Genomic DNA, 12,510 nt, shown 5'->3' on the forward strand with positions numbered 1-12,510 from the left:
CCGAAGAATGCCACCGGGCCACACCGCCGGGCCCCGCCATGTGTTCCCGGCGACGCACATGTGCCCGCCAGGACAGTCCGCCTGCACGAACGGTTCCAGATGTGTCGTCGTCACAGCGCGCCGTTGCGGATGGCGTAGGCCACCGCCTGCGTCCGGTTGCGCAGGCCCAGCCTGGTGATGACCTCGTGCAGCACGTTCTTGATGGTGCGTTCCGAGTAGTTGAGGCGTCCCGCCACCTCGGTGGTGCTCAACCCCTCGGCCAACAGCCTCAGGACGTCCACCTCCCGGGCGGACAGGCCGGACGAGTCCGGCCTGCGTCCGGGCACCGAGCGCAGACGTTCGACCAGCGCGCGCACCAGGGTGGGCGGCAGCGGTGACTCTCCGCGCAACGCCCTGCGGCTCGCCCGCACGATGTCGGCGTAACCGACCTCGCCGCGCAGCAGCACGCCCACCACTCCGCGGTGCACCGCGTGCCACAGGTGTCGCTCGCTGATCGAGTCCACCACCAGCAGCACCGGCGGTCCCTGCTCCCGGTCCGACCCGGTGACCTCCTCGACACGTGTGAGTGTGGCCGGCGTGACCCGGTGCGCCAGCACCAGCGCCACATCGGCATCGTGCCGGTCGTCCCAGGGCAGGACGCGCACTCCTGACGCCCCGCGGAGGTAGGCCTGCGCGCCCTCCTCGGTGAGTACGTCGCTCGCCGTCAGAGTGAGCGTGAACGGCACGGCGTCGCGGTTCTCGCCCTCTCCTATGGCCCTGGTTGCCAAGGCGCCCGGTACGGACGTCAGACGGAATCGGCCGGCCGGCTCCGAAAGCTCCCGCACCGGCGCCTCGACGGCACTTCGTATCATGTGTGATCACCGGGTTCCGGTGCTACTTGGCGAGGAAGGTGAGGAGGGCGTCGTTGACCTCCTCGGCGTGGGTCCACAGCAGGCCGTGGGGGGCACCGTCGATCTCGACGTAGTCGGCCTGGGGGAGCGCCTTGTGGAACGGACGGCCGGTGGAGTCGATGGGCAGGATGTTGTCGGCGGTGCCGTGGACGATGAGGGCGGGGACGTCGATCCTGGGGATGTCGTCGCGGAAGTCGGTGGGCCAGGTGAGGGGGGCGGCCCAGGCGGCGTACGCACCTCCGGCGGCGGCCACGTTCCAGCTGTTGCGGACGGCTTCCTCGCTGATGCGGGTGCCCAGGTTCTCGTCCAGGTTGTAGAAGTCGTTGTAGAACGTGGTGAAGTAGGCGTAGCGGTCGTTCTTGGCGGTGTCCGAGACGCCCTGGAAGAAGGCCTGGTCACCGGCGCCGGTGGGGTTCTCGTCCGTCTTGAGCAGGAAGGGCTCCAGGGAGGCGAGGAAGGCGGCCTTGGCGACGCGGGCGGAACCGTAGGTGGAGATGTAGCGGGCGACCTCGCCGGTACCCATGGAGAAGCCCACGAGGGTGACACCGTGGAGGCCGAGGGTTTCGATGACGGTGTCGAGGTCGGCGGCGAAGGTGTCGTAGTCGTAGCCGGTGGTGGGCTGGCTGGACTGGCCGAAGCCGCGGCGGTCGTAGGTGATGACCCGGTAGCCGGCGCCGAGGAGGGCGGTGGTCTGCTTCTCCCAGGAGTGGCCGTCGAGCGGGTAGCCGTGGATGAGCACGACGGGGCGGCCGGTGCCGTGGTCCTCGTAGTACAGCTCGATGTCGGTGGTGTTCTCCTGGCCGACGGTGATGTACGGCATGGTGTGACCTTTCGGGTGTGTGGCGCCGCGGTGGCGCCGAGGGGGTGGGACGGTGTCGCCCGGACGGTGTTGCCGGGCGACGAACACACCCTCCTGCGCGACGAGCGCGGCCGAATCCGTCTAACGACTTATCGGCGGAGGTGGCCTGTCCGGTCGTTACCGGTCATGGGTCCTTCCGGCAGGGCGTTCTCCTCGACGGGGTGCCCCGCGCCGACGCCGTCGAGTGCGGCCGCGGCCGTGGCACCTGCCGTGCAGTCAATTGACCGATGCCGCCGGCCGCTGCTCCGTCGCCGCGTCCAGTCGGGTCAGTTTCCTCCTGACCCGGAGGGCCAGCGGCAGGTCGGGATCTTCCAGGCTCCTGAGGGCGTCGGTCCAGGCCCGTCGTGCTCCCGGCACGTCACGGGCGTCGAGTCGTACCTCGCCGAGTGCCATCAGCTCCTCGGCCACGTTCGCCCGGCTCCCTGCCAGCCGCAGCAGTTCGATGCCCCGCTCGTAGTACAGAACCGACCGGGCGTGATCGCGCCGCCGACGGTGCACCTGCCCGATCACCGTCAGGGTCAGTCCTTCACCGTTGAGGTCGCGCATGTCGTGGAACATCGCGACAGCGGTGCGCAACAGCCGCAGGGCCTCCTCCAGGTCACCGAGTTCCACACGGGCCATTCCGGCCATGGAGAGAATCGTGGCCTTGAGCGGGTCGGCATCGGGCCCGTCCAGCAGCTCCAGGGCCCTCTCCAGATGACGCAGGGCACGGACATGGTCCCCCTGGGTGTGGTGGACGAGGCCGATGTTCCGCAGGACATGAGCCAGGTCGGTGGTGGACCTCAGCTGTTCGAAGTGATGACGTGCTCGTTCCAGGTGGCGCAGTGCGTTGGGCAGGTCACCGAGGTGGTGCAGGGCGCCGGCCAGACCGTGGTGGGTGCGGGCCTGCCCCTCCGCGTCCTCGGTCCTGCGCGCCGCCGCGAGAGCGGACCGCATGGTGGCGGCCCAGTCGTGCCACCATCCCATGCGCTGCTGGCACAGTTGCAGGGTCAGGGCGAGTTCCCACGCCATCCGGCTGTCGCCGTGCGCGGCGGTGGCTTCCACCACCGAGCGCAGCACCGCCCGTTCCCGTGTGTACCAGGCCGTCGCCGCGGCCGGGTCCGCGAGCGGCTCCGGCGTCACCGACGGCAGCGGCGACGCGGGCGCGGCCGGCTGGGGCCCGGGCCGCAGCAACAGGTTCGCGACATGCGCGGTCTGACGGTAGTGGTCATAGACGCGGGACCGGACGGCCGGCCGGTCCGGCTCGTACTGGACGGCCAGTTCGGCGGCGTACGCGAGGATCAGGTCGTGGGCCCAGTAACGGTCTCGCCCGTGCGCGGTGAGCAGTCTGGCCCGCACGAGTTCGCCGACGGCGCAGGCGGCTTCGCGCGGTGTGATGCCGGCCATGGTGGCGAGGGCGGCGACGGTGACGTCGGGGCCGGGGTGCAGGGGGAGGAGCCGGAACAGGTGTGCGGCTTTGGGACCGAGGGTGCGGTAGGACCAGGAGAAGACGCCCCGTACGTCGTTGTCGAGGTTGTCGTCGCTGAAGGCGTCCAGACTGTGGTCGGTCGCGGACAGTTCCTGGTCGATGTCGTGGAGGGGGCGTTCGGGGTGGGCGGCGGCCCGGGCGGCGAGGACGGCCACGGCCAGGGGGAGGCGGCCGCAGCGTTCGACGAGCGGACGGATCTCGTGCGGGGCGGTGTGCGGGCGGCTGGCGCGGACGCGTTCGAGGAAGACGTCGGCCGCCTCGGCGGAGCCGGGCACGTCGAGGGTGAGCAGGTGTGCTCCGTGGGCGGTGGCCAGTGCGGTCAGGCGGCTGCGGCTGGTGACGACGACCATGCAGTGACCGGTACCGGGCAGGAGGGGTCTGACCTGCGCGAGGTCGTGCGCGTTGTCGAGGACGACGAGGACGCGCCGGTCGGCCATGACCGTGCGGTAGAGGGCGGCTCGGGCGTCGGATCGGGCAGGGACGCGCTGGGGGGCGACGCCTAGGGCGTCGAGGAAGGACTGGAGAATGTCCGTGGGATCGGCTGGCTTGCCGTCCGGGGTGAACCCCCGCAGATCCGCGTGGAGTTGCCCGTCGGGGAACTCGGCGGCCACCTGGTGGGCGAAGCGCACGGCCAGGGTGGTCTTGCCCACGCCGGGGATGCCGTCGACGGCCAGCACGCGCAGGGCACCCCCGCCCCGCGCGGCCACGCTCCGGGCCTGCGCGAGCGCTTCCTCGCGACCGGTGAACACCGGCAGGTCGGGCGGGAGCTGGGCCGGACGGACGGTGCGCGCCGAAGGCGCGCTCGGCAATATGGAAGGGGCCGGGACCGCCGGTGCGGAGGCGGCGGTCTCCCCACCCTCCGCCGTCGTCGTCTCCGGGGGCAGACCGGCGTCGAGGCGATGCCGCAGTATCCGTTCGTGGGCGGCCCGGAGCTCGGAGCCGGGGTCCACGCTCAGCTCCTCCGCCAAACGCAGGCGGATCTCGGCGTACGTCGTCAGGGCCTCGGCCTGCTTGCCGTCCGCGGCCAACACCAGAAGCAGCCGCGCCAGCAGCGCCTCGTCCAGCGGGTTGCGTTCCGCGGCCTGCCGCAACGGCAGCAGCACCGCCTCGGCGCGACGGCAGCGCAGCGCCGTGTCCGCCGCCTCGCACACCACCGACACGTATTCGTGTTCCAGCATGACGAAGGAGGGGTGGCTGCCACTGACCGGTTCCAGATCCGCCGCGCACCTTCCCTGCCACAGGCTCAGAGCGGTGATGAACAGCCCGACGGATCCCGTCGAGTCGCCCGCGACTTCCGCTTGCCGCGCCTGATCGACCAGGGCCCGGAAACCCAGCAGGTCGAGGCAGTCGGCGTCGACACGCAACATGTACCCACCCGCCTGCCGGGCGAGCCACCGGCCGGGCGACCGCGCGGGCAGGCCGGGCTCCAACAAGCGGCGCAACGCGCCCACATAGCGGTGCACTGCGTTGGTCGCACTGGAAGGCGGCTCGCCGTCCCACAGCAGATCGACGAACTCGTGCATGGACACGGGCCGCCCGGCACGCGCCAGCAGCACGGCAAGGATGAGCCGCTGCTGCTTCGGGCCGAGCAACAGTTCGCTGCCGTCCTGCCAGACCCGCACCGGGCCGAGTACGGAGAACCGGACGGCGTGATCACGGGCATCGTGCGACAACCCTGGCATCGTGCATCTCTCCTTGCCGCCGACTCCACTCTCCGGCCACCGCGCCACGTACCGGTCGGCCGGAGATCAACCGCCAGGCGTCCGGCACCGGTGGTTCCGGGGTGCACGCGGTCGGTGCGGGCCCCGGAACCGTGCAGGCGGGCCGACCGGACCGATTGATCACGGCGCGTCCTCGGGCCCTGTCGGCCGCCCGGTGGGCGGCCCTGCCTTTAATATGGTCGGTCATTTTCAGCCTGTCAAACCGGTCTCGCCTGCCACTTCGGTTCGAATCGCCCAGGCCGTCCCGCGGCGGCGGGGCTTCGGCGACCGGACTCGAATTCACGAGGTTCCTCGGCCGGCCGGGGTGCCTGCGCGCACCTGCGACTCCGCCGCCAAGGGCGCGGCCGAGCCACGACTCAGCCTCATCGGGCGCCACGCCCCCCGCGGCATGCCAGGCGCCCGCACGGTGAACGCCACGCTTGGCAGACACCGGATCTGGCGGCGGGGACGGCGTACTGCCTTCGTCGTGCGGCGACAGCGACCTCCGGCTGCTGCCCGGCGGGTCGCGGACGGTCACCCTGTCCTGGCCCGGCGAGGCCCTGCGCGCAGGCCGCCACGTCCTGCAAGCCGAGGCCTTCAACGGACGTCCGCTGGGGAAGCGGCCGGCTCGGCGGCGGGAACGGCCGCGACGCTAGGCTCGGCCCATGGCCGCACCCGACACCGACCTGTCCGTCCCGCCCCGCCGCACGCGGAACCCGGAACTGCACCGGCGAGCCATTCTGGAAGCCGCCGCGCAGGCCTTCGCCGAGCGCGGCTACCACCGGGCCACCCTGCGGGACATCGCCCGCCGCGCCGGCGTGACCCATGGGTCGGTGCTACGTCATTTCGGCAGCAAGGAAAACCTGTTCCTGGCGGCCGTCCCGGGCACCCGGGACATCGACGCCCTGGCCGAGGACACCCAGGAGCCGCTGGCCTCGCGCATCGCTCGTGGCTACGTCCGTCGCATGGAAGGCGCCGACGGCAACGACACGTTCGTGGCGCTCCTGCGCAGCGCCGCCGATGACACCGGCAGCGCCGCGGCCCTGTACGTGGCGATGCAGGAACGTACCGACGCGGTGTACCGCCGGTTCCTGGACGCGTACGACCTGGAGCACCGGCTGCCGTTCGTCGCCGCCCTGCTCGTCGGCGTCACGTTCAGCCGGTATGTCGTACGGGCCGGAGCGCTCGCGGAGATGAGCGCCGAACAGCTGACCGCGGACCTCACCGCCTCTCTCGAAGCGGTGCTCCACGCAGACCCGGGCGCCGGATCGCCGCCCGGAGAGCAGGGCGGGGGACGGTAGCGGCCGAGGACGCCGGCACGGCGACCGCGGCGTGCCGCACAGGGCGACGGGCTCGCTGCCGGCGGCATGCCCGGGCGTCATCGCGGTGCGGGCAAGGTGTCCAAGGCCTTGATCGTCGCACTGGCGTGACCGGGGGTGGCGACGGTGTGCTCCGTCGCCCACCACACGTGCCCGTCGGGTCGCAGCAGCGCCGCGGTCACGCCCGCCCACTGCTCGCCGCCCGTGACGGAGAGGCGGCTGCGGTGCACCGTGACACCGGCCGTCGCCGCCCGTTCGGCCACCTCCCCGGACGTAGGAGTGTCACCCATGGTCAGCAGCACCGGACGGCCGTCGCGCAACAGCGGAAGGACGCCCTGGCCCTCGGGATCGTATGCCCTGACACCGGTGAGGGGGTGGGCGTGCGGGTCGGTCGGCGGGTAGACCGTGTCGAGTCCCGAGAGCTTGCCCGCCAGCATCCGGGAGAAGTGCGGATCGCCGGCCACCGCGTCGCTCAGCAGGGATCGCAGGGCGCTGACGTCCGGTGTGAGGCCGGTGATCAGCGCGCTCTGCGCCAGCGTGTGCTCCGCCAGTTCCTCGCCCACCGCGTGCCGTTCCGCGTGGTAGGTGTCGAGCAGTTCCGCGCCCGCCCTGCCCTGGGCGACGGCGGCCAGTTTCCAGCCGAGGTTCATGGCGTCCTGGAGACCGACGTTGAGACCTACCCCGCCCGCGGGGAAGTGGCTGTGCGCGGCGTCCCCGGCCAGCAGCACCCGGCCGGTGCGGTAGGAGGCGGCCAGGCGTGTCGCGTTGCCGAACCGGGTCAGCCAGGACGGGTCGCGCATTCCGAAGTCGGTGCCGGCGATGCGCCGTGCGGCGTCCCGGAGTTCTTCCAACGTGAGCGGGTCACGGTGCTGGTTGAGCGGGTCGTACCCGGTGACCCGGTATCTGCCGTGCGCGAGTGGCACCACCAGGAGGCGGCCGGCCTCGTTCAGGGCCTGGAACCCGGCCGGCGGCGGGCTGTCCAGCACGACCTCGCCGAGATATCCGTACGCGGAGGTCTCGGTGCCGGGAAACTCGCATCCCACCTGCCGGCGCACCGTGCTGCGGGTGCCGTCGGAGCCGACGAGGTACTGGGCTGTCACTTCATAGGAGCCGTCGGGGCCGCGGACGCCGAGCGTGACGGTCTCGTCGTCCTGGGTCAGGGAGACCACCTCGTGTCCGCGCCGCACCTCCGCGCCCAGTTCGGTCGCGTACCGCTCGAGAAGTTGCTCGGTGGCGGACTGCGGGAAGGCCAGCATGAACGGGAAGGGCGTCGGCAGCGACCGGAAGTCCAGCCGGGCGTCCAGCATCCCGAAATGCCAGTTCGGCACAGGGCGGCCGGCTGCCAGAAGCTCCTCGTGGCGTCCGCGCATGGCCAGCACCTCGATCGTCCGCGGATGCACGCCGAGGGCCTTGGAATGCGCGCTGCGGTGCTCGCTCCGCTCAAGGACGAGGGGGCGTACGCCCGCCAGGGCCAGTTCATGAGCGGTCCACAGGCCGACGGGGCCGCCGCCGACGATCACCACTTGGTGAGTTGTGGACTTGCTGTCTCCGGACACGCCGTCTCATCTCCTGTTGGGCTCGGTTGCCGATGGTCTTGATGACCAATCGGTCATTAACAGCCTACGACTCGGGAGTCCTAATGACCAGGCGGTCATTAGGGCGGGTCGACGACCGGAAGGCGCGGCGGTACGCGACCGGGGAGACGCCCAGCTCGGCGTTCATGAGCTGGCGCAACGAGGCCGCGGTGGCGAAACCGATCTCGGTGGCGATCTGGTCGATCGTCAGGTCGCTGGACTCCAGGAGGTGGCGAGCACGGTCGAGGCGTTGCCTGATGAGCCACTGACGTGGTGTCACCCCGGTCTCGGCACGGAACCGGCGGCTGAAGGTACGCAGGCTCATGTGGGCGTGCCGCGCCAGCTGGGGGAGCGTCAGGGGTTCGCCCAGCTGTTGAAGCGCCCACTCGCGGGTGGCGGACGTGGAGGTCGCGTCGTCGTCCGGGACGGGGCGTTCGATGTACTGGGCCTGGCCGCCTTCACGGAACGCGGGCACCACGCAGCGCCGCGCCGCGGCATTGGCCGGCCCGGCGCCGTGGTCGGTGCGGATCAGGTGCAGGCAGAGGTCGATGCCGGAGGCCGCCCCGGCGGAGGTCAGCACGTCACCGTCGTCGACGAACAGCACGCTCTCGTCCAGACGGATGTGCGGATACCACTTGCGGAACAGGGGAGCGCACTCCCAGTGCGTGGTGGCGGGGCGATGGTCCAGGAGCCCGGCCGCGGCCAGGATGAACCCACCGGTGCAGATCGAGGCGATGCGCGTGCCCGGGGTGATGCGCGCGAGGGCGGCGGCGACACCGCTCGGCAGATCGCGGGTCAGGCCGGCGGGGTCGATCGGGGCGACGATGACCGTCTCCGCGGATGCCAGTACTTCGGGACCGCGATTCGGCGTGATGGTGAATCCGCCCTCGGCCCGCACCGGGTCGCCGTCCACGGACGTCACGGCGACCTCGTAGCGGCCGTCGGCCGCGCCGAGGATACGTGTGGGGGTCCCGAGCTCGAAGGGATACACCCCGTCGAGCGCGAGAACCGCGACCTGGTGCGGCTGCGCGCCGGCCGACGGCGGGGGCGGTGGATCAATCATGGCCGGACTCTCTCGACTGGATGGATTTCTCTCGTCCGGCATGCATGTGTTCGGCGTCGCACCCGGAAAGCGAGAGCGACGTGAGGTGCCGTTCAGGAAGCCCAGCGACCGACCGCGGTCAGCCAGGCGATGCCCGGGTTCAACCAGCCCGGGAACCTCCGCACCATCGCCTCGAAGTACTCCACCCTGCTGGTGGCACCGGCGAAGACCTCCGCGGCCGCGAGCAGGTAGTCGCGGGTGTCGTCGAGGATGGACGCCGGATCGTCGCGATCGGGGTTCTTGTGGCCGGCCACGATGGTGGCCGGGGCGACAGCGGCGACGGCGTCGATCGCACTGAGCCAGGTGTCTATGCCATGGTCTCCAGCCTCGGAGAGGTACTGGTGCACCTGGTTGTAGACGACGTCGCCACTGACGACCAGGTCCAACGACGGCACGTGCAGGAACGTCGTGTGCTCGGTGTCGGTGTGTCCGGCGGCATGCGGGACGAGCAGCTGCCCGTCGACCTGTAGACCGCCGTCCGGGACAGACTCGGCGATGACCGGGGTGTCGCCGATCAGGCCGGGGAACGTGGCTCCCCAGAACGGGTTCGGCTGACCTCCGGGTGTGGTCCGTTGCATCTCGGCGATCGTCTCCGCCGTGGCCCACACCTTGGCGTGGGGGAACTGCTCAAGCACGGGCGCCGTGGCGTACCAGTGGTCGCCGTGCGCGTGCGTGACGTAGATGCCGGTGATCGTGCGACCGAAACCCGCGGCCCACTTCGCGACCGCGACCCCTTGCTCCGTGGTCAGCCCCGGGTCGACCAGGACGGCCTCGCGGGGACCGTAGACGAGTGTGGTGGACAGCGGGGACCACAGCAGCGGGCCACCGTCCGGCCGGGGAGGCAGGGCGGTCGGTGCCATGGGCTGCATCGGGCTGACATGTACGGCATAGGCCAAGGACGTCATCGTTGTTCCTCTCAGCTGACGAAGACACTGCTCGCCGCCCTGTCCACGCCTGGGCGGCCGGCTGCGCGGTGTGCGGTGTCTGTCTCGAGCCTCTGCTTCGAGCCGGCCGTACAGAGCCAGTGCTGCGAAGCGGAGGGCAACGGGCGCAACCGCGTTTCCCTCCGTGCGGGACATCCCCCACGCGCCGCAGCCAATCCTCCGGCCGTGAACGCCGGGAAGGGCCGCGGACAGGTAGGGGCGAACCGATAGGGCAACCCTTTTGCCCTCGTCGCACTCTGCTGCCTTGCCCGTCGAACCAAGAGGAAACGTGATCCGTTGCGCGCGGGGCTGACCGGGCCGGCGCAGGGGGCCGAGGGGTGTTCGGATCCAGCAGGGCGCGGATCGTGGATCGGATGCCGTCGGCGCCGACCAGAACGCCGGCCACGTCACCCGCACGCCCCACTTCGGCGACCGCCGCCAGAGCCGTCGTCCGAGGCACGCCCGAGGCCGCCTGCGTGCTCTTCCTCAAGCAGCCCGCCCCCAGCCCCTTGAGCAGGCAACGGGGTCACAGCCACGTACCGCACCAACTCACGCACGCGTGACGGTCGGTCATGACGAGGTGAGGCGCGCCAGCTCCTCCTGGGAGAGCCGCAGCGCGCCGGCTGCCATGTTCTGCGCGAGGTGATCCGGATCGCCAGTGCCCGGGATCGCCAGTACGTGCGGCCCCTGCTGCAAGGTCCAGGCGAGCCGGACCTGGGCGAGGGACGCACCGTGCGCGCGGGCGACGGCGCGCACCTCTTCGCGGTCATCGGAAGCCGGCCCCGCCTCACGGCCGGCACCGGCGATCGCGAAGAACGGCACGAAGGCGACGCCGAGTTCACCGCAGCGTTCCAGGAGCGCCCGGTCCTCGCCCGTCGCGCCGATCCCGTACGGGTTCTGCACGCAGACGACCGGGGCGATGGCCCGGGCCTCGGTCAGTTGATCGGCCGTCACGTTGGATATGCCGAGGTGGCGGATCAGTCCGGCGTCGCGCAGCTCGGCCAACGCCCCGAAGTGCTCGCCGATCGATGCGGCCCGCCGGCTCGGTGGCACGCGCAGGTTCACCAAGTCCAGGTGATCCCGGCCGAGTTGACGCAGGTTCTCCTCGACCTGGCCGCGCAACTGCTCCGGAGCGGCCCACCACCACGCGCCCGAGGCATCGCGGCCCGGCCAGACCTTGGTGGCGATGACCAGGTCCTCCGGGTACGGTGCCAGGGCCCGGTTGATCAGCTCGTTGGCGGAGCGCGTCGCGGAGAAGTAGAACGCGGCGGTGTCGATGTGGTTCACGCCGAGTTCGACCGCCCGCCGGAGCAGGCCGATCGACTGCTCGCGGTCACGCGGCACGCCGTGGTCGAAGGGTGCGGTACCCGTCAGGCGCATGGCGCCGAACCCGATGCGGTTGACGGTCAGGTCACCGAGTCGCCCGGTGCCGGCGGTTGCCTTGGTGTCGGTCTGGGCGCTCATGACATGCGTCTCCTCTTGCGGGCCGGGAACGGGGGACCGGTGGCGCGCCGCGGCGGGTCGAGGCAGGGCCCCGGGCATGAGAAAAGCCTTCCCGGCGGGTCATCGTCCGCGTCGAGAAGGCTCTCTTGTCGGTCGGCAGTCTAGCAGGGCGGGGCGGATGACACCGCGTCCCGCGCCGGCTACGCAGAGCCGCTGCGGTGGTCCTGCCTGGGTGGCCGGCCGTTCCTCATGCCGGTTCAGTCGGGCATGGCCTCGCGGACGAGGGCTGTGTCGACGAACTGTTCGAAGCGGACGATGAGTCCGCCCCGTACGACGAAGTGGTGGGCGACGCGGACGTCGATCGGGCGGCCCGTGGCCTTGTTGGTCGCGGTGTAGCGGGCGAGGACGACGACGTTCTCGCCGTCGACGACGTAGGTGTCGTCGTGGGCGGTCCAGCCGTCCCAGTCCTTGCCGAGCTGTTCCATGACGTCGGCGGTGACGCCCTCGGGGGTGCGGTAGGTGCCGGCCAGCGGGAAGCCGGCCATCTCCGTCCACTCCACGTCGGGGGCGAGGGTGGCGCGCAGGGCGTCCAGGTCACCGGCCGCGGAGGCGAGGTACTGGCGGCGTACGACGTCGGCGGGCGCGGTGGAGGTGGTGAACTCGTCCATGGTCAGCCCCACTTCATCTCGCCCTTGGCGACCTTGGAGCCGATCTGGGCGGCGATGAGCATGCCGTGGTCGGGGTAGCGCTTGACGAGGGCGTCGTTCAGCGTGGCGCCGTCGGCGGCCTTGTCCAGTTCCTCTTCGAAGGCGAGCAGGTAGTCGCGGGTGGCGGTGATGGCGGAGGCGTCGGCCGCGGTGCCGGGCAGGCGGTGGCCGGGGACGACGAGTTCCGGGTCGAGGGCGGTCATCTCGTCGAGGAGGCCGGTCCAGGTGGCGCGGTCGCCGGGGGTGGGGGTGTCGGCGACCCAGACGTGTTCCTGCTGGAAGAGCAGGACGCCGCCGAGCAGGGCGCGGTGTTCGGCCTGCCAGAGGTAGTGGCGGTCGGGCAGGCCGGCCGGGCCGCCCTTGAGCTGGAAGAGGTGGCCCTCCAGGGTGAGGTCGCCGGTCAGCGGCTCCAGGTCGACCAGGCGGGTGGGGAGGTTGGCGCCGAGGGCGGCCCAGGCCTTGAGCTTGCCCTCGTAGGAGTGCTGGATGTGCTCGACGACGATCGGGGTGGCGACGAACCTCGCG

10 protein-coding genes are annotated in these 12,510 nt (G+C 71.3%); 1 reads left to right on the plus strand and 9 read right to left on the minus strand.

Annotation, left to right across the window (positions count from 1 at the left end; translation table 11 throughout):
* Nucleotides 1-110: 110 nt before the first annotated feature.
* The 3 genes from AAW13_RS21930 to AAW13_RS21940 all read right to left on the minus strand — a co-directional run bounded on the left by AAW13_RS21930 (nucleotide 111) and on the right by AAW13_RS21940 (nucleotide 4,899).
* The gene (locus AAW13_RS21930; protein ID WP_240528681.1) at nucleotides 111-767 is read right to left on the minus strand and encodes a helix-turn-helix transcriptional regulator; all 657 of its coding nucleotides are present in this window, start codon (nucleotides 765-767) and stop codon (nucleotides 111-113) included.
* Between the two features lie 106 nt (nucleotides 768-873).
* Entirely contained in the window at nucleotides 874-1,710 is an 837-nt protein-coding gene (locus AAW13_RS21935) for an alpha/beta fold hydrolase (protein ID WP_046733279.1), read from the minus strand.
* Between the two features lie 255 nt (nucleotides 1,711-1,965).
* The gene (locus AAW13_RS21940) at nucleotides 1,966-4,899 is read right to left on the minus strand and encodes an AfsR/SARP family transcriptional regulator (protein WP_046733280.1); all 2,934 of its coding nucleotides are present in this window, start codon (nucleotides 4,897-4,899) and stop codon (nucleotides 1,966-1,968) included.
* 683 nt (nucleotides 4,900-5,582) lie between these two features.
* On the opposite strand from AAW13_RS21940, the gene AAW13_RS21945 reads away from it, so the two are divergent.
* On the plus strand, nucleotides 5,583-6,218 hold the full coding sequence (locus tag AAW13_RS21945; RefSeq protein ID WP_046733281.1) for a TetR/AcrR family transcriptional regulator: 636 nt from the start codon (nucleotides 5,583-5,585) through the stop codon (nucleotides 6,216-6,218).
* A gap of 77 nt (nucleotides 6,219-6,295) precedes the next feature.
* Here the strand turns inward: AAW13_RS21945 and AAW13_RS21950 are convergent, their stop codons facing one another.
* The 6 genes from AAW13_RS21950 to AAW13_RS21975 all read right to left on the minus strand — a co-directional run.
* Complete coding sequence (locus tag AAW13_RS21950; RefSeq protein WP_046733282.1) at nucleotides 6,296-7,792, minus strand: FAD-dependent oxidoreductase; 1,497 nt, start codon at nucleotides 7,790-7,792, stop codon at nucleotides 6,296-6,298.
* Between the two features lie 64 nt (nucleotides 7,793-7,856).
* Nucleotides 7,857-8,873, minus strand: a complete 1,017-nt coding sequence (locus tag AAW13_RS21955; protein WP_046733283.1) for a GlxA family transcriptional regulator — start codon at nucleotides 8,871-8,873, stop codon at nucleotides 7,857-7,859.
* A 92-nt stretch (nucleotides 8,874-8,965) separates the two neighbouring features.
* Nucleotides 8,966-9,817 (minus strand): MBL fold metallo-hydrolase, encoded by an 852-nt coding sequence (locus AAW13_RS21960; protein ID WP_046733284.1) that lies wholly within the window; start codon nucleotides 9,815-9,817, stop codon nucleotides 8,966-8,968.
* A gap of 588 nt (nucleotides 9,818-10,405) precedes the next feature.
* Complete coding sequence (locus tag AAW13_RS21965) at nucleotides 10,406-11,299, minus strand: aldo/keto reductase (RefSeq protein ID WP_046733285.1); 894 nt, start codon at nucleotides 11,297-11,299, stop codon at nucleotides 10,406-10,408.
* Nucleotides 11,300-11,535: 236 nt separating this feature from the next.
* Nucleotides 11,536-11,946, minus strand: a complete 411-nt coding sequence (locus tag AAW13_RS21970; RefSeq protein WP_046733286.1) for a nuclear transport factor 2 family protein — start codon at nucleotides 11,944-11,946, stop codon at nucleotides 11,536-11,538.
* A gap of 2 nt (nucleotides 11,947-11,948) precedes the next feature.
* The coding region (locus AAW13_RS21975) for an MBL fold metallo-hydrolase (RefSeq protein ID WP_071659632.1) at nucleotides 11,949-12,510 on the minus strand (562 nt) is incomplete at its 5' end.

Origin of the sequence: Streptomyces humi, assembly GCF_001005085.2 — a bacterium.
Classification (GTDB): Bacteria; Actinomycetota; Actinomycetes; order Streptomycetales; family Streptomycetaceae; genus Streptomyces; species Streptomyces humi.

What these genes read in the sequence shown, in the direction of transcription:
- AAW13_RS21935 (WP_046733279.1), bottom strand. Translation starts at nt 1,710, where the DNA reads ATGCCGTACATCACCGTCGGCCAGGAGAACACCACCGACATCGAGCTG.
- AAW13_RS21940 (WP_046733280.1), bottom strand. Translation starts at nt 4,899, where the DNA reads ATGCCAGGGTTGTCGCACGATGCCCGTGATCACGCCGTCCGGTTCTCC.
- AAW13_RS21945 (WP_046733281.1), top strand. Translation starts at nt 5,583, where the DNA reads ATGGCCGCACCCGACACCGACCTGTCCGTCCCGCCCCGCCGCACGCGG.
- AAW13_RS21955 (WP_046733283.1), bottom strand. Translation starts at nt 8,873, where the DNA reads ATGATTGATCCACCGCCCCCGCCGTCGGCCGGCGCGCAGCCGCACCAG.
- AAW13_RS21960 (WP_046733284.1), bottom strand. Translation starts at nt 9,817, where the DNA reads ATGACGTCCTTGGCCTATGCCGTACATGTCAGCCCGATGCAGCCCATG.
- AAW13_RS21965 (WP_046733285.1), bottom strand. Translation starts at nt 11,299, where the DNA reads ATGAGCGCCCAGACCGACACCAAGGCAACCGCCGGCACCGGGCGACTC.
- AAW13_RS21970 (WP_046733286.1), bottom strand. Translation starts at nt 11,946, where the DNA reads ATGGACGAGTTCACCACCTCCACCGCGCCCGCCGACGTCGTACGCCGC.